The 16925-nt window shown below is 71.7% G+C and carries 14 protein-coding genes; 9 read left to right on the forward strand and 5 right to left on the reverse strand.

Annotation, left to right across the window (positions count from 1 at the left end):
* Positions 1-75: 75 nt before the first annotated feature.
* Positions 76-1695 (reverse strand): helix-turn-helix transcriptional regulator, encoded by a 1620-nt coding sequence (locus CMS_RS00595; protein ID WP_041464797.1) that lies wholly within the window; start codon positions 1693-1695, stop codon positions 76-78.
* A 160-nt stretch (positions 1696-1855) separates the two neighbouring features.
* Here CMS_RS00595 and CMS_RS00600 point away from each other — a divergent pair, with 160 nt between their 5' ends.
* Positions 1856-2305 carry a MarR family winged helix-turn-helix transcriptional regulator gene (locus tag CMS_RS00600; protein ID WP_012297600.1) on the forward strand — a complete coding sequence of 150 codons (450 nt, stop codon included), beginning with the start codon at positions 1856-1858 and terminating at the stop codon, positions 2303-2305.
* Positions 2306-2397: 92 nt separating this feature from the next.
* A complete protein-coding gene (locus CMS_RS00605; RefSeq protein ID WP_012297601.1) occupies positions 2398-3630 on the forward strand; it encodes an MFS transporter in 1233 nt (410 codons plus the stop codon).
* A 54-nt stretch (positions 3631-3684) separates the two neighbouring features.
* On the opposite strand, the gene CMS_RS00610 is transcribed toward CMS_RS00605, so the two are convergent.
* Positions 3685-4704: a LacI family DNA-binding transcriptional regulator gene (locus tag CMS_RS00610; protein ID WP_041464254.1), complete on the reverse strand. Its 1020-nt coding sequence runs from the start codon at positions 4702-4704 to the stop codon at positions 3685-3687.
* Positions 4705-5017: 313 nt separating this feature from the next.
* Here CMS_RS00610 and CMS_RS00615 point away from each other — a divergent pair, with 313 nt between their 5' ends.
* The 4 genes from CMS_RS00615 (at position 5018) to CMS_RS00630 (ending at position 10452) form a co-directional block, all read left to right on the forward strand.
* Positions 5018-6382, forward strand: a complete 1365-nt coding sequence (locus tag CMS_RS00615; protein WP_012297603.1) for an ABC transporter substrate-binding protein — start codon at positions 5018-5020, stop codon at positions 6380-6382.
* A 135-nt stretch (positions 6383-6517) separates the two neighbouring features.
* Positions 6518-7489: a carbohydrate ABC transporter permease gene (locus CMS_RS00620; protein WP_012297604.1), complete on the forward strand. Its 972-nt coding sequence runs from the start codon at positions 6518-6520 to the stop codon at positions 7487-7489.
* Positions 7486-8475, forward strand: coding sequence for a carbohydrate ABC transporter permease (locus CMS_RS00625; protein ID WP_012297605.1), 990 nt, complete (start codon positions 7486-7488; stop codon positions 8473-8475). The genes CMS_RS00620 and CMS_RS00625 overlap by 4 nt, the downstream gene beginning before the upstream one ends.
* 282 nt (positions 8476-8757) lie before the next feature.
* Positions 8758-10452, forward strand: coding sequence for an ABC transporter ATP-binding protein (locus CMS_RS00630; RefSeq protein ID WP_012297606.1), 1695 nt, complete (start codon positions 8758-8760; stop codon positions 10450-10452).
* Between the two features lie 95 nt (positions 10453-10547).
* Here the strand turns inward: CMS_RS00630 and CMS_RS00635 are convergent, their stop codons facing one another.
* Positions 10548-11315, reverse strand: a complete 768-nt coding sequence (locus CMS_RS00635) for a DUF305 domain-containing protein (protein WP_012297607.1) — start codon at positions 11313-11315, stop codon at positions 10548-10550.
* A gap of 2 nt (positions 11316-11317) precedes the next feature.
* Complete coding sequence (locus CMS_RS00640; RefSeq protein ID WP_012297608.1) at positions 11318-12007, reverse strand: DUF3105 domain-containing protein; 690 nt, start codon at positions 12005-12007, stop codon at positions 11318-11320.
* A gap of 170 nt (positions 12008-12177) precedes the next feature.
* Between CMS_RS00640 and CMS_RS00645 the strand changes: the two genes are divergently transcribed.
* Positions 12178-13542 (forward strand): cystathionine beta-synthase, encoded by a 1365-nt coding sequence (locus tag CMS_RS00645; RefSeq protein WP_012297609.1) that lies wholly within the window; start codon positions 12178-12180, stop codon positions 13540-13542.
* Positions 13543-13591: 49 nt separating this feature from the next.
* A complete protein-coding gene (locus CMS_RS00650; protein WP_012297610.1) occupies positions 13592-14764 on the forward strand; it encodes a cystathionine gamma-synthase in 1173 nt (390 codons plus the stop codon).
* 40 nt (positions 14765-14804) lie between these two features.
* Here CMS_RS00650 and CMS_RS00655 read toward each other — a convergent pair whose 3' ends face one another.
* Complete coding sequence (locus CMS_RS00655) at positions 14805-15560, reverse strand: RNase H family protein (protein WP_012297611.1); 756 nt, start codon at positions 15558-15560, stop codon at positions 14805-14807.
* A gap of 174 nt (positions 15561-15734) precedes the next feature.
* On the opposite strand from CMS_RS00655, the gene CMS_RS00660 reads away from it, so the two are divergent.
* Positions 15735-16757: a LacI family DNA-binding transcriptional regulator gene (locus tag CMS_RS00660; protein ID WP_012297612.1), complete on the forward strand. Its 1023-nt coding sequence runs from the start codon at positions 15735-15737 to the stop codon at positions 16755-16757.
* Positions 16758-16925 lie beyond the last annotated feature (168 nt).

A 16925-nucleotide genomic window follows, 5' to 3' on the forward strand; every position in this document is an offset into this window, starting at 1 on the left:
GCAGCACCGCACAGCGCTCAGGGCGCCGATCCCCTCGGGGGTCGGCGCCCTGCGTCGTCCCCGGGGCTTGTCCGGTCAGGCGGACCCCGGCCGCAGGTCGTGTCCGAGGGCGCGTGCCCGCTCCACGGCCTCGGAGCGCGACCGCGCGTCGAGCTTCCGGTACGCCGTGCGGATGTGCGACTTGACCGTGTTGGGGGAGATGAAGAGCCGGCCGGCGATCTGCGTCACGGTCAGCCCGTCGGCCAGGCACGCGACGATGATGCGCTCGCGGTCGGTCAGCGGTTCCACCGGGGCGGCCTCCACGCGCACCTGGCCGGCGCGGACGCCCTCGAGCACCTCGCGCACGTCGGGGTGCTGATCCCGCGCCAGCGCCCGGTCGAGCAGCGCGTGCGATGCCGCGGCGGGGAACACCGCGAAGGGCCGGAGCACGCCGGTCGACACGGCGTGGAGCGCCGCGCGGTCGAAGGCGTGGTCGCTCCGTGCGTGGTCGCCGAGGCCGTGGTGCGCGGCCGCGACCACGAGCAGGACGTCGTCGAGGGTGCGACCCGAGTGCGCGTCGCCGAGCGCGAGGCACTCGGCCATCTGCGCGAGGGCGCCGACGTGGTCGTCGGCCTGCACCCGCAGCCGTCCGGCGATCATGGCCGGGCACGTGGAGTGCTGCGCCGTCGGCTGCAGCATGCGGAGGAGGTCCCACGCCGCGGCGGGCTGGTCCAGGTGCGCGAGGAGGGACGCCCGCAGCGTGTCGCGCATGGTCGGCATGGGGCCGTGCTCCGCCCAGCCCACGCCGAGGTTGTGCAGCCGACGCAGGTGCTCGAGCGCATCGAGCCGCAGGCCCCGGATCGCCGCGACCGTCGCCTCCGCGTAGCGGGCGAGCAGCTCCCAGTCGGTGCCGTCGCTCGCGGGACGGAGGCCCTCGACGATGAGCATCGCGTCGTCCTGCCGCGTCTCGTCGACCGCGATCATCGCGGCGGCGATCTCCGCCGGCGCGAGGAACCCGCTGCGGGACAGGGCCGGATCCGCCCCCGGCGACGCGAGGAGCCCGCGGGCGCGCACGACGAGATCGCGCGCCTCCTCGATCTCGCCCAGGCAGTAGGCGAGGTACGCGAGCGCGCCGCGGCACTCCAGCCGGTCGGCCAGCACGAGGTGCCGCTCGCCCAGGCCCTCCGCGATGCGGAGCTCCTCGCGCGCGCCGACGAAGTCGCCGAGGTGGGTGAGCACGAGCCCGTGCTGCAGGGCCACGCGGGCCTGGAGGGTGATGCGCTCCTGGAGCGGGATCCCGCGCTCGGTGTCGAGGATCCCGCGCGCCTCGTCGAGGGAGTCGCGCGCCTCGGCCAGCCGGCCCACCCGGCGGTCGCCCGCGGCGCGGTGCACGAGGACCGCGGCGCGCGTCGGGGCGCCGGGCGCGGGATCCGCGGTGAGCAGGAGGTCGAGCGCGGAGCGGTAGGCGATCGACGCCCGCCGGTCGGATGCGACCGCGCCGCGGTACGTGGCGGCCATGCCGGTGACGAGCCAGACGTCGTCCTCCCACCGCTCGGGGTCGAGCCGGTCGTAAAGGGCGCGGATGCGGTCGGAGTGGAGGTCGACGTGCAGCGGCCATCCGTCGGCGAGGAGGGTCGCCGCCTGCGCGTCGGCGCCGCCGTCCAGCGCGTCGCCGATCGCGCGCTCGAGGCCGTCGATGGTCGGCGCGTCGCTCATCATGGCCCCCCGGCGCGGGTTCCCCGGGGGCGGGCTGCCAGCGTGGCTCCACGCTACGTCCCGGCGGGCGTCCGGGTCGAGGTGCCCGCGGTCACCTTCCGTTCGCGGACATCGTGACGGGGGATGCGACATACGCATAGCCTGGCTATATGATTGGGGCATGACCGATCACGACCTGCGCACCCTGCTGGGCGACCTGGTGACCGCCGGGCACCGCCTCACGCGCCTCGCCGCGCACGAGGTCGGCGGCTCGAGCTCGCCCGCCGTCTGGCGGACCCTGTCCGTGCTGGTGACGTGGCCCGGCGGGATGCGCCTCGGCGTGCTCGCCGAGCGCAGCCGGGTCTCGCAGCCCACGACCACCAAGATCGTCCGCTCGCTCGTCGGCCAGGGCTGGATCGCGCAGGTGACGGACCCGTCCGACGCGCGCGCGTCCCTGCTCGAGATCACGCCGGCCGGCCGCGCCGCGCTCGACGACTGGCGCGACCGCCTGGCCACCGCGCTCGTGCCGCGCTTCGCCGACCTCCCGGCCGACGACGTGGCCGTGCTCGCGCGGGCCGTCGAGGTGGTCATGTCGCGCATCGACGGCGCCCCGGCTTCCGCGCGCGACTGACCGCGGTCGCCCGTCGGCACCGCCAGGCACCGCGCCCCACCGCACCACCCACCCATCCATCCGCACCGATCCCAGGAGGCGACACCGCACCCGTGTCCACCCAGCAGCACGCGTCGTTCCGCGACATCTTCCGCCAGCCCCGTTCCGTCTTCGCCGTCGCCTTCGCGTGCGTCATCGCGTTCATGGGCATCGGGCTCGTCGACCCGATCCTCCCCGCCATCGCCTCGAGCCTCGACGCCACCGCCACCGAGGCCGAGCTGCTCTTCACGAGCTACCTGCTCGTCACCGGGCTCGCGATGCTCATCACCAGCTGGATCTCCAGCCGCATCGGCGCCAAGCGCACCCTCCTCATCGGCCTCGCGATCATCGTGGTCTTCGCCGCGGCGGCCGGCCTCTCGCAGGACGTGGAGCAGGTCATCGGCTTCCGCGCCGGCTGGGGCCTCGGCAACGCGCTCTTCATCTCGACCGCGCTCGCGACCATCGTCGGATCCGCGTCCGGCGGCACCGCGTCCGCGATCATGCTCTACGAGGCGGCGCTCGGCCTCGGCATCGCGATCGGCCCGCTGCTCGGCGGCCTCCTCGGCAGCTGGAGCTGGCGCGGTCCGTTCTTCGGCACCGCGACGCTCATGGCCGTCGGCTTCGTCGCGATCCTCGCCCTGCTCGGGAAGGACGACGCGCCCCGCGCGCCCATGCGCCTGTCCGCCCCGCTGCGCGCGCTCCGTACCCCGGCCCTCGCGGTGCTCGCCGCGGCCGCGCTGTTCTACAACATCGGCTTCTTCGAGCTGCTCGCCTACACGCCGTTCCCGCTGGGCTTCGACGCCATCGGCCTGGGGCTCACCTTCTTCGGCTGGGGCGTGGGCCTCGCGATCACCTCGGTGCTCGTGGCGCCGCTCCTCACCCGGCGCATGGCGCGCACCTCGGTCCTCCGGCTCATGCTCCCGCTCCTCGCGGTCGATCTCGCGGCGGCCGGCCTCGTGGTCCGCTCGGCGGCCGGCCTCGTGACCTGCGTGATCGTCGGCGGCCTGCTCCTCGGCGTCCTCAACACCGTGCTCACCGAGTGCGTGATGGAGGCCACCGACCACCCGCGGAGCGTCGCGTCCTCCGCCTACTCGTCGGTGCGGTTCCTCGGCGGTGCCATCGCCCCGCCCGCCGCGACCGAGCTCGCGAACCTCTTCTCGGACGCGACGCCCTACTACGCCGCGGCTGGATCCGTGCTCGTCGCCCTCGTCATCGTGGTCGCCGGACACCGCTGGCTGCGCTGCGTCGACGCCGAGCCGGTCGATGCCCTCGAGGAGGCGCAGGCGGTCACGGCGGGGGACGCCTGACCCGCGGTCCCCGCATCCCCGGCGCCTTCGCCCCGCCCTCGATCCCGCCCGCCCTCACGGCGCCGGCGGGGCCGGGGGCGCCGTCGTGCTCGAGCGCGCCTGGAAGTCGACGGGCAGCGTCACGGCGCGCTCGGCCGCGCCCTCCGGCGCGAGCCCCTCCAACACCATGCCCACGGCGGCCCGCCCCTGCGTCCGCGGGTGCTGCTCGACCGTCGTCAGGCCGAACAATGGCGCGAGCGCGTGCCCGTCGATCCCGGCGACCGAGAGCTCGGCGGGCACGGCGATGCCCAGCTGCCTGGCCGCGAGGATCGTCCCGATGGCGATCTCGTCGGAGGCCGCGAAGACCGCCGTCGGCCGGGTCCGCGGATCCGCGAGCAGCGCCATGGCCGAGCGGAAGCCGCCGTCGATCGTGAACTCCGCCGTGGCGAACCGGGCCTCGAGGCCGCGAGGATCCGCGTCGATCGCCGCCCGGTAGCCGGCCAGCCGCTTCGCGTGCACGAAGAACGCCATCTGCGCGTGCAGATCGCCGCCGAGGTGCACGACGCGCGCGTGCCCGAGGCTCAGGAGGTGCTCCGTGGCGAGGCGGGCCGCGGCCTCGTCGTCGATGCTCAGCGTGCTCATGCCCTCGACCGGGCCGCCGATCCCGACGAGCGGCTTGTCGAGCGCGCGGAGCCGCACGACCTCCGCGGGCGTGAGCGCGACGCTCACCGCGATGACCGCATCCACGCGCTTGCGCACGAGGAAGTACTCGAAGACCTTCCGGCGCTGCTCGGGATCCGCGGTGAGGCGGTACAGCGTGAGGTCGTAGTCGGCCTCGATCAGCGCCTCCTCGATCCCCTCGAGCAGCTCCGCGAAGAACCAGCGGTTGATGAACGGCATGACGACGCCCACGTTCTTCGACTGGCCGGTCACGAGGCTCGACGCGTTCGAGGAGACGACGTACCCGATCTCCGCGGCGGCATCGGAGACGCGGGTGCGCGTCGCGGGGGAGACGTAGCCGCGGCCGCTGAGCGCGCGCGACGCGGTGGCCTTGGAGACCCCGGCCAGCCGGGCGACGTCGGCGATGGCGCTCATCGCGCTCCCTCTCATCGGGACCCGCGGCGCCTCGTCGCGCCGGACGCGCGCGCCCTGGAAGCGGTTCCAGGATGCGCGGGGGCCGGTTCCGATGATGGACCATCCGCGGGGGGCGCGCCTACCGCGCCGCCACGAGGGAGACCGTTTCGTTATCCCCGCCGCCTTGCCGTGGGCTGCGACCTCCCCTACGTTGACCTGTGGAACCGGTTCCTCATTCGGGGAGAGGTTTCAGGCGACGGCGCCTCACCCGCCGACGCACGCAGGACAGGACGGCGGGGCGGACCCGCATCCACTCGATGAAGAGGAGACGCACATGGGCCACGCCCTATTCCGACGTCGCTTCGCGGCACCCCTCGCAGCGGTCGGCATCGCCGGCCTCGCGCTCACGGGCTGCACGGGCGACATCGCGGCCGAGGACGCCGCGGACACCGACTGCTCGCCGTACTCGTCGTACGGCACGTTCCAGGGGAGCCCCGAGGTCAGCATCGGTGGCACCATCCAGGACGACGAGGCCGACCGGCTCGTCGAATCCTGGAAGGACTTCGAGACCTGCACGGGCATCAAGGTGAACTACCAGGGCACCAAGGAGTTCGAGGCGCAGATCGCGGTGCTCGCCGAGGGGCAGTCGGCCCCCGACATCGGCATCATCCCGCAGCCCGGCCTCTTCAACGTGCTCGCCACCAAGGGCTACCTGCAGCCGGCGCCCGCCGCCGTCGAGGAGAACGTCGACAAGAACTGGTCCACCGACTGGAAGGGCTACGGCACGGTCGACGGCAAGTTCATCGGCGCGCCGCTCATGGCGAGCGTCAAGGGCTACGTCTGGTACTCACCGGCCGAGTTCAAGGAAAAGGGCTACGAGATCCCGAAGTCCACCGCAGAGCTCATGGACCTCACCAAGAAGATCGCCGACGAGGGCGACCACAAGCCCTGGTGCGCCGGCATCGGCTCCGGCGACGCCACCGGCTGGCCCGGCACCGACTGGGTCGAGAGCTTCGTCATCCGCCAGTCCGGCGCCGAGACCTACGACAAGTGGGTCACGCACCAGATCCCGTTCAACGACCCGGCCATCGTCAAGGCGTTCGACGCCGCGGGCGAGATATTCAAGAACCCGGACTACGTCAACGGCGGCCTGGGCGACGTCTCGTCGATCATCTCTACGGAGTTCGGGGACGCAGGCCTCCCGCTCCTCGACGGGAAGTGCTCGCTGCACCTCCAGGCGTCGTTCTACGAAGGCTTCTGGAAGAAGGCCGACGGTACCGACGCGAAGGTCTCACCCGACGGCGACGTGTACGCGTTCCTCCTCCCGCAGACGAACGAGGGCGACGCGACGACGGTCACCGGCGGCGGCGAACTGGTCGGCGCGTTCAGGTCAAGCGACGAGATCACGGCGGTGCTCTCCTACCTCTCGAGCGACACCTGGGCGAACAACCGCGTGAAGCTGGGCGGCGTCATCAGCGCGAACAAGGGGCTCGACCCCGCGAACGCGTCGAGCGACATCCTGAAGCAGAGCATCAAGATCCTGCAGGACCCGAACGCCACGTTCCGCTTCGACGGCTCGGACCTCATGCCCGGCGCGGTCGGCACCGACTCCTTCTGGAAGGGGATCGTCGGCTGGCTGAGCGGCGACTCGACCCAGAAGACGGTCGACGCCATCGAGTCGAGCTGGCCCGCGTCCTGATCGACGCAGGCTGATCCACCGCCGGCCCTGATCGGGTCGGCACCCGGGCCGGCAGCCGTGCCGCCCCTGCGGGGCCGCCGCGAACGCGCGGCGGCCCCGCTCCCACATCCCTCCGACCCGAAGGGCGAGACGTCCATGACGACCGCTGATCTGATCGGCAAGATCCTCCAGGTGGTGGTGGCGCTCGCCGTCTTCGCCGTGGTGATCGGGCTGATGCTCTTCCTCATCGACAAGGCGCCGAAGCGCGGCAAGGACTGGGTGCAGCTGGGTGCCTTCGTGCTCCCCGCGCTGATCCTGCTCGCCGTCGGCCTCATCTACCCCGCGTTCCGCACGACCCTGCTCGCGTTCCGCGACAACACGGGGGAGTGGGCCGGGTTCGACAACTTCGTCTGGATGTTCACCCAGCCGGCCGCGCTCCGCACGCTGCTCAACACCATCATCTGGGTGGTCTTCGTGCCGCTGCTGTCGACCGCCATCGGCCTCGCCTACGCGGTCTTCATCGACAAGTCGCGCGGCGAGAAGTACTTCAAGGCCCTGGTCTTCATGCCCATGGCGATCTCCTTCGTCGGCGCGGGCATCATCTGGCGCTTCGTCTACGACTACAAGTCGGGCGACAACGCGCAGATCGGCCTGCTCAACCAGATCCTCGTCTGGACGGGCCAGGAGCCCGTGCAGTGGCTGCAGACGTCGCCCATCAACACGGCGCTGCTCATCATCGTGATGATCTGGATCCAGACCGGCTTCGCCATGGTCGTGCTCTCCGCGAGCATCAAAGGCGTGCCGACCGAGCAGATCGAGGCCGCGCAGCTCGACGGCACCAACGCCTGGCAGCGCTTCACCAACGTGACGCTCCCCGGGATCCGCGGGTCGCTCGTCGTGGTGGTCACGACCATCTCCATCGCGACGCTCAAGGTGTTCGACATCGTCCGCACCATGACCGCGGGCAACTTCGACACGAGCGTCATCGCCAACGAGATGTACACGCAGGCGTTCCGCGCCGGCGAGCAGGGCCGCGGCTCCGCGCTCGCGATCGTGCTGTTCCTCATGGTGCTGCCGATCGTCATCTACAACGTCCGCGTCATGAGCAAGCAGAGGGAGATCCGATGAGCGTCGCACCCGCCGACCTGCCCGTCGCCGACCGGGGGACGCGTCGCGGCACCATCGAGCAGGCCGCCTCGGTCGGCGCGAAGAGCCGCCGCGTCAAGAACCGGCTCACCTCGCGTCGAGCCACGCTCGCCGCGCTGATCATCGCGGTGCTCTGGACGCTGCCGACCTTCGGCCTGTTCGTCTCGTCGTTCCGCCCGGCCGGCCTCATCCAGACCACGGGCTGGTGGACGATCTTCCAGAACCCGGGCTTCACGCTCGACAACTACCAGGACGTGCTGCTCTCCACCTCACAGTCGTCGCCGCAGCTGGGCTCGTACTTCGTGAACTCGCTCGCCATCGCGATCCCGGCGACGCTGTTCCCGCTCGTCATCGCGTCCATGGCCGCGTACGCGTTCGCGTGGATCAAGTTCAAGGGCTCGAACTTCCTGTTCGTGCTGATCTTCGCGCTGCAGATCGTGCCGCTGCAGATGGCGCTCATCCCGCTGCTGCAGATGTTCACCCGCACCCTGCGCCCGCTGCAGGAGGCCGTGCACGGCGTGATCCCGCTCATCCCCGAGCAGGGCTACCTGCCCGTGTGGGTCGCGCACACGATCTTCGCGCTGCCGCTGGCCATCTTCCTGCTGCACAACTTCATCTCGGAGATCCCGGGCGAGGTCATCGAGGCGGCCCGTGTCGACGGCGCGAGCCACGGCCAGGTGTTCTTCCGCATCGTGCTGCCGCTCGCGCTCCCGGCCATCGCGTCCTTCGCGATCTTCCAGTTCCTCTGGGTCTGGAACGACCTCCTGGTGGCGCTGATCTTCTCGGGCGGCACCCCGGACGTCGCCCCGCTCACGCAGCGGCTGGCGGAGCTCACGGGAACGCGCGGGCAGGACTGGCAGCGGCTCACGGCAGCCGCGTTCGTGTCGCTGATCGTCCCGCTCATCGTGTTCTTCAGCCTCCAGCGGTACTTCGTGCGGGGGCTCCTGGCGGGATCCACGAAGGGCTGATCCGCGCTCGTCCCATCCGGCCCGGTCGTCCGCGTGCGCGGGCGGCCGGGCCGTCGTCGTGCCGGGCGCCGGCGTGGTCGGGAGAGATCCCCCACGGGCGTAAAATCGCCGGAATGACGAGGATGGGCGACATCGCCGCGGGCGGCGGGATGCGCGGAGGCGGCGGACGCCGAGGCCCAGCGCCGGGCCAACGCCGAGGCGCCGCGCGTCGAGAACCTGCTCGGCCGGATCGCGGAGCTGTTCCGTCCGCACCGCCGCGCGCTGGCCCTCACGATCGCGCTCGTGCTGGTCGGCGCGGGCCTCACGGTCGTGCCGCCGCTGCTCACGCAGCAGGCCTTCGACCGGGGGCTCTTCCCGCCCACCGGCGGCCCCGACATCCCCGTCCTGGTCGAGCTCGTCGCGATCATGATTGCCATCTGGGTCGTGGGCGCGGGACTCGGCGTCTGGCAGACGTACCTCACCGCGACCGTCGGCAACCGGGTCATGGGATCCATGCGGGTCGACCTGTTCCGGCACCTGCAGAGCATGGAGCTCGGCTTCTTCACGCGCACGAAGACGGGCGTGATCCAGTCCCGCCTGCAGAACGACGTGGGCGGCGTGGCGGCGGTCCTCACCAACACCGTCTCGAGCGTGCTCGGCAACACCGTGACCGTCATCGCGGCGCTCGTCGCGATGCTCGTGCTCAACTGGCAGCTGACGCTGGTCGCCGTGATCCTGATGCCCGTGCTCGTCGTCGCGCAGCCCCGCGTGGGCCAGGTCCGGGCGCGCATCGCGTCCAAGACGCAGGAGTCGCTGTCCGACATGACGGCCATCACGCAGGAGACGCTCTCGGTGTCCGGGATCCTGCTCTCGAAGAGCTTTAGCCGGCAGGCCGCGGAGACCGAGCGCTACGAAGCCGAGAACCGCAACCAGATCCGGCTGCAGGTGAGCCAGCAGATGAGCGGGCAGTGGTTCTTCGCGCTCGTGCAGATCTTCCTGTCGATCATCCCGGCCATCGTCTACGTGGTCGCGGGCTTCCTCATCACGGGCGGCGTCAGCGTCACGGCGGGCACCATCGTCGCGTTCACGACCGTGCAGGCGCGCCTCATGTGGCCGCTCATCGGCCTCATGCGCGTCGCGCTCGACCTCCAGACCTCGGGCGCGCTCTTCGCCCGCATCTTCGAGTACCTCGACCTGGAGCCAGCGATCCGCGACCGTCACGACGCGCGCCCGGTATCTGCGGGCCCGGCGCTCGGCCGCGTCGCGTTCGACGAGGTGCGCTTCTCGTACCCCGACACCCGGGCCGGTGAGCGGCCGACCCTCGACGGCATGTCGTTCGAGATCCAGCCGGGCCAGTTCGCGGCGTTCGTGGGGCCGTCCGGCGCGGGCAAGACCACGGTGTCGTACCTCATCCCGCGCTTCCACGACGTGACCGGCGGGCGGGTGCTCTTCTCGGGTGCGGACGTGCGGGACCTCGAGCAGGAGTCGCTGCTGGAGAACATCGGCATCGTCAGCCAGGAGACGTACCTCTTCCACGCCACCATCGGCGAGAACCTCCGCTACGCGCGGCCGGACGCCACGCAGGAGCAGATCGAGCAGGCGGCCCGCGCCGCGAACATCCACCAGACGATCGAGTCGTTCCCCGACGGCTACGAGACGCTCGTGGGGGAGCGCGGCTACCGGCTCTCCGGCGGCGAGAAGCAGCGCATCGCCATCGCGCGCGTGCTGCTCAAGGACCCGGCCGTGCTGATCCTCGACGAGGCCACGAGCGCGCTCGACGCGATCTCGGAGCGGGTGGTGCAGCAGGCGCTCGACACGGCGTCGCGAGGACGCACCACCATCGCGATCGCGCACCGGCTCTCGACCGTGGTGGACGCCGACGTGATCTTCGTGGTCGTCGCCGGCCGCATCGTGGAACAGGGCACGCACGTCGAGCTGCTGGCGCGCGGCGGCGAGTACGCGCGGCTCTACAGCGACCAGCGCACCGCGGCGGCCTGACCCGCGGATCCGGCCCGGCCGCCGGACGACGCACCGCCCGCCCGCCCGCGAGGCGGACGGGCGGTGCGGGCGGGCCGGCGCTGCGGGAGAGCTGCTCAGGAGCGGGCGTCGAGCAGCTGCTGCATGTAGAGGATCTCCTTGTCCTGGATCATCACCATGCCGTTGGCGAGGTCCGTGACGAGCGGGTTCCGCGAGCGGTCGAGGAGGGCCTGGGCCATCTCGACGCCGCCGCGGTGGTGGGCGATCATCAGCGTCAGGTACTTCCGCTCGGCCTCGACGCCCGTGAGCGACTGCAGCTCGTCGAGGTCGGCCTGCGACGCGAGGCCCGGCATCGTGGCGCCGGGGGTCATGTCCATGGACGAGTGGTCGGTCTTCCCGTCGAGCGTCGGCAGCGTCATCCACGTCATGCGCGGCTGCGACGGCGCCTGGTCGAGGCCCCACGAGGTGAGGAACGCGTACATCTGGCCCGCCTGCTGGGCCTGCGCCTGCGCGATGTCCTGCGCGATGAGCTTGACCTCGGGGTCGTCCGTGCGGTCGATGATCATGAGCGACATCTGCACGGCCTGCTCGTGGTGCACCTGCATGTCGCGGGAGAAGCCGGCCTCCGCGCTGTTCGTGCTGGGAGTGAGAGCCGAGACGGGCGCGGTGACGCGTCCCACCAGGAGCCCGGCGACCACGAGCGCCACCGCGACGATGCCGGCGGCGAGGCCGATGCGGATCCGGCGCCCACGCGCGCGCGACGCCTCGCCGTGCGCGACGAGGCCGTCGAGCTCCTCCTCGCGGATGTCGTCGTCCGGGACGTGGTCGATGACGACGTCGCCCTCGTCGGGGCGCTCGCTGCCGTCGGTGCCGCGGTCGGTCACGGTCAGCCGACCCGGCCCTCGCCCTCGAGGGCGCCGGTGCACGCGGCACCGGCCTCGGGGGCGTCGGGGCTCTTCCAGTACTTGGCCATGAAATCCTTGATGCGCTGGTCGTCGACCGAGTCGACCTTCACCTGCGCGCCCCACGCGGACAGCGCGATGGGGGTGTCGAGGCCCTCATACGGCGACATCGTGACGTAGCCGCCGAACGACTCCGCGTACTTCTGCAGCTTCGACAGGTCGTCGCCCGTGAGCTTGGCGGCGTCGTAGGTGATCCACACGGCGCCGTGCTCGAGGTCGTGCACCGCGTTCTCGTTGGGCTGCGGCTGGTCGTAGATGCCGCAGTTCAGCCACATGGGGTTGTGCTCGCCGCCGGCGGGCGGGCTCATGCCTGCGTACAGCCCGGCGTAGTCGACCGGGGTCTGCACGTGCGTGCTGGGGAGCGAGTCCCAGGTGCGGAGGCCCTCGATGCTGATGTCCGCCGGATCCTGCTTCGGCGTGCCGCTCGAGACGACCACGCCGATCACGACGGCGACGACCGCGACGGCCGCCACGGATCCCGTGATGATGCCGATGAGCCGGTTGCGGCGCGCGCGGTCCTGCTGCTTCTTCAGCGCCGCCACCTTCTCGGCGGTCGGCGGGACGGGCCGTCCGCTCTCGTCGCCGGAGGGCGTGGTGTCGTCGCGTCGCGCCACGGAGGGTCCTTCTCTGCTGGGGGAATGTGCGATCAGGGTACCCGGTCGGCCTGGGCGGACCCTGCCCGCGGGGGCCGCCGTCGCCCCGTAACACGGCGAGGGCGCGCGCCTACACTGGACGAGCGGGGCCCACCGGACCGCACACCTGATACCCGGGAGCGCCACCTCACGTGAAGTACGCCGACACGATCCTCGACCTCATCGGGAACACCCCGCTCGTGAAGCTCAACAAGGTGGTCGAGGGGATCTCGGCGACCGTGCTGGTGAAGGTCGAGTACCTGAACCCCGGCGGCAGCGCCAAGGACCGCATCGCGACGCGCATCATCGACGCCGCCGAGCGCGAGGGGAAGCTGAAGCCGGGCGGCACCATCGTCGAGCCCACCTCGGGCAACACGGGCGTCGGCCTCGCGCTCGTCGCCCAGCAGCGCGGCTACCGCTGCGTCTTCGTGCTGCCGGACAAGGTCGGCGAGGACAAGCGCAACGTGCTCACGGCGTACGGCGCCGAGATCGTGGTCACGCCCACCTCGGTCGCGCCGGACCACTCCGACTCCTACTACTCCGTGAGCGACCGGCTCGCGCGCGAGATCCCCGGCGCCTTCAAGCCCGACCAGTACTCGAACCCCAACGGACCGCTCAGCCACTACGAGACCACGGGTCCCGAGATCTGGCGCGACACCGAGGGCGAGATCACGCACTTCGTCGCGGGCGTCGGCACGGGCGGCACCATCAGCGGCGTCGGCCGGTACCTCAAGGAGGTGTCGGAGGGGCGCGTGCGCATCGTCGGCGCCGACCCCGAGGGCTCCGTCTACTCGGGCGGCACCGGCCGCCCCTACCTCGTCGAGGGCGTCGGCGAGGACTTCTGGCCGGCCGCGTACGACCCCGACGTGGTCGACGAGGTCATCGCGTCGAGCGACCAGGAGTCGTTCGACATGACCCTGCGGCTCGCCCGCGAGGAGGGCCTGCTCGTCGGCGGATCCAGCGGCATGGCCGTCGTCTCCGCGCTCAAGGCCGCGAAGCACCTGGGCCCCGACGACGTGATGGTGATCCTCCTGCCCGACGGCGGCCGCGGCTACCTCGGCAAGATCTTCAACGAGAGGTGGATGCAGTCCTACGGCTTCGCCCGCGTCAACGGCCAGCGCACGGTCGCCGACGTCATGAGCGCCAAGACCGGCAGCCTCCCCGACCTCGTGCACGCGCACCCGAACGACACGATCCGCGACGCGATCCGCATCATGACCGAGTACGACGTCTCCCAGCTGCCCGTCCTCTCAGCCGAGCCGCCCGTCGTAATGGGCGAGGTCGCCGGCGCCGTGGACGAGCGCAGCCTCCTCGAGCTCGTGTTCAGCGGGCGCGCGCAGCTGTCCGACCAGGTCGGGCCGTTCACGGGCGACGCGTTCGGCCTCATCGGCGTGAACGAGACCGTGCCCGACGCGTGGAGCGCCCTCGGATCCGCCGACGCGCTCATGGTCAGCGACGGCGGCAAGCCCGTCGGCGTGCTGACGCGGCACGACCTCCTCACCTACCTCACCGACTGATCCGCCGGCGCAGCACCCGCATCCTCCCGAACCACAGAGACGAGTCCCCGTGAGCGACAAGCACGACTTCGACACCCGCGCGATCCACGCCGGCCAGGTCCCGGACCCCACCACGGGCGCGGTCATCCCGCCGCTGTACCTCACGAGCACGTTCGTGCAGGACGGCATCGGCGGGATGCGGAACGGCTACGAGTACGCCCGCAGCGCCAACCCCACCCGCACGGCGCTCCAGGAGCAGCTCGCGTCGCTCGAGAAGGGGTCGCACGCGTTCTCGTTCGCCTCGGGACTCGCCGCCGAGGACACCCTGCTGCGGGCGATCACGCGCCCCGGCGACCGCATCGTGCTGAGCGACGACGTGTACGGCGGCACCTACCGCCTCCTCACGCGCGTGCTCGGCGACTGGGGCATCGTCGTCGAGACGGTCGACATGAGCGACCTCGCCGCGGTGGAGCGGGTGCTCGGATCCGGCCCCGCCAAGGTCCTCTGGGTCGAGACCCCGAGCAACCCGCTGATGAAGATCAGCGACATCCGCGCGCTCGCCGACCTCGGCCACGCGGCCGGCGCGACGGTCGTCGTGGACAACACCTTCGCCTCGCCCTACCTGCAGCAGCCGCTCACGCTGGGTGCCGACGTGGTCGTGCACTCCACCACCAAGTACCTGGGCGGCCACTCCGACGTGCTCGGAGGCGCGGTCATCCTCGACGACGACGCGCTCGCCGAGAAGGTCGGCTTCCTCCAATTCGCGATCGGCGCCGTCTCCGGCCCCATGGACGCCTGGCTCACCACCCGCGGCATCAAGACGCTCGCCGTGCGCGTCGAGCGCCACTCCGCGAACGCCGAGGAGATCGCCGCGTTCCTGCAGCAGCACCCCGACGTCACCGCCGTGCACTACCCGGGCCTCCCGGAGCACCCCGGCCACGACATCGCGAAGGCGCAGATGACGGGCTTCGGCGGCATGATCTCGTTCCAGGTGCGCGGGGGAGCGAAGGCCGCGCGTCGCGTGGTCGAGGGGACGCGCGTCTTCCAGCTCGCGGAGTCGCTGGGCGGCGTGGAGTCGCTCATCAGCTACCCGTCCGAGATGACGCACGCCTCGGTCAAGGGCACGCCGCTCGAGGTCCCGGACGACCTCGTGCGCCTGTCGGTGGGCATCGAGTCCGTCGAGGACCTCGTCGTCGACCTCGAGCGCGCGCTCGGCAAGGCCCTCAAGCAGGGCAAGCACTAGCGGCGGACGACCCCGCATCGCCGGCGGGGTCGAGCCGCGCTCAGGGCAGCAGCTCGCGCACGGCCTCGTCGACGCTCACGCCCCGCTCGCGCGCGTGGGCGCTGAGCCGCGCCATCGTGTCGCGGTCGAGCGCGATCGTGAGGGTCGTGTCGCCGGGCTCGGGCGCGATCTCCTCGTCGAACGCGTCGAAGTCGAACAGACCCGGCTGGGCGGGGGCCCCGGCCTCCAGCTCCTCCGCCGCGGCGACCTGGGGATCCGCCGCGCGCTCGGCGTCGGCCTCCACGGCGGCCGTCTCCGTCGCGTCGTCGGGGGACCCGGACGCGTCGGCCTCGTGGCCCGCCCAGCCGGGGCCCTCCGGGATCGGGCGTCGCCCCTGGAACGCCGTCGCGACGGCGCGCGCCCGGTCGTCGGCCGCCTCGTTGAGCGGGTGGTTCGCGTGGCCCTTCACCCACTCGAAGCGGTAGCGCCGGCCCTGGATCTCCGCGTCGATCTCCTGGAGCAGCTCGACGTTGAGCACCGGCTTGCCGTCGCCCTTGCGCCAGCCCTTGCGCTTCCAGCCGGGCATCCACTTGGTCACCGAGTTGATCACGTACTGGCTGTCGCAGAGCACGAGGAGGTCGTCGTCGAGGTGCGCGGTGGCCCGGAACAGCTCGAGCACGGCCTTGAGCTCGCCCTGGTTGTTCGTCGCGTGCGGCCATCCGCCCGCTGCCCAGTGCTCGTCGTCCACGTACCAGGCCCAGCCGGCTGGACCGGGGTTGCCGAGCGCGGATCCGTCAGCGGCGGCGGTGATCGTCACAGGTGGTGCCTCTCCTCGGGTGGACGACCAGTCTGCCGCAGCGGTCCCGCCGCCGGCGCCCGCCCTCCCGGGTCGGCCGATCCCCGGGGCGCCCCGTGTGACAGTCACATGTGACAATGTGACACCTGCGCCGCACGGCGCGACCGGGCCACGGCCCGCACCAGGACGGGGTCGATGATGACGACGGAGACGCCGCGCGGCAGGGCGCCGAGCATCCGCGACGTCGCGCGACTCGCGGGGGTGTCGCACCAGACCGTCTCCCGCGTCCTCAACGACTCGCCCTCGCTCCGCGCGGAGACGCGCCAACGCGTGCTCGACGTGATGGAGCAGGTGCAGTACCGGCCCAACCGCGCGGCTCGGGCCCTCGTCACCAGCCGCTCGCGCACGATCGGCGTGCTCACCGCCCAGAGTTCGCAGTACGGCCCGGCGTCGTCCATCGCGGCGATCGAGGCGGCGGCCCGCGAGGCCGGGTACCTGGTCACGACCACGAACCTGCCCTCGTCCGACGAGGCCGCGATCCAGGTCGCGCTCGGGCACCTCGTTGACCAGGCGGTGGAGGGCCTCGTCGTCGTGGCGCCGCAGGTGCGCGTGCGCGAGGTGATCGCCAGCATGTCGCTCGACGTCCCGTACGTGACCATGCAGAGCGACGGGCGCGGCGACGCGCACGACCTCTCGGTCGACCAGATCGCGGGTGCGCGCCTGGCCACGCGGCACCTGCTCGACCTCGGGCACCGCGACATCTACCACCTCGCCGGCCCGCAGGACTGGATCGAGGCGGAGGCCCGCATGCGCGGCTTCCTCGACGCCATGTCGGCCGCCGAGGTGCCCACGACCGCGCCGATCCTCGGCGACTGGACGGCCGAGTTCGGCTTCTACGCGGGTCGGGAGATGCTGCGCCTCCGCGACTTCACCGCGATCTTCTCCAGCAACGACCAGATGGCCCTCGGCCTCATCCACGCCGTCCGCGACGCCGGCCTCGACGTCCCGCGCGACGTCAGCATCGTCGGCTTCGACGACATCCCGGAGGCGGCGCACTTCTGGCCGCCGCTCACGACCGTCCGCCAGGACTTCGCCGAGGTCGGTTGCCGCTGCGTCGCGCTCCTCCTCGACGGCATGGGCGGGACGGGGGACCGGTACCGCGGCACGATCACGCCGGAGCTCGTCGTGCGCGCGTCCTCGGGACCGCCCTCGTCCTGATCCGTCCCCCGCGTCCTCCCCAGCCGCGACGACCCCACTTCGAGGGGGGCAGGGCGTCTCGGGTTGACAGGTCGATCCCGCGCGTGTGTAGAGTGACATCCGCTGATGTGACCGTTCACATCGGCGGGCGGTCTTCCCGGGCCGCCATGCATCAGACGAAGGAGTCGA

It is taken from the genome of Clavibacter sepedonicus (assembly GCF_000069225.1).
GTDB lineage: Bacteria > Actinomycetota > Actinomycetes > Actinomycetales > Microbacteriaceae > Clavibacter > Clavibacter sepedonicus.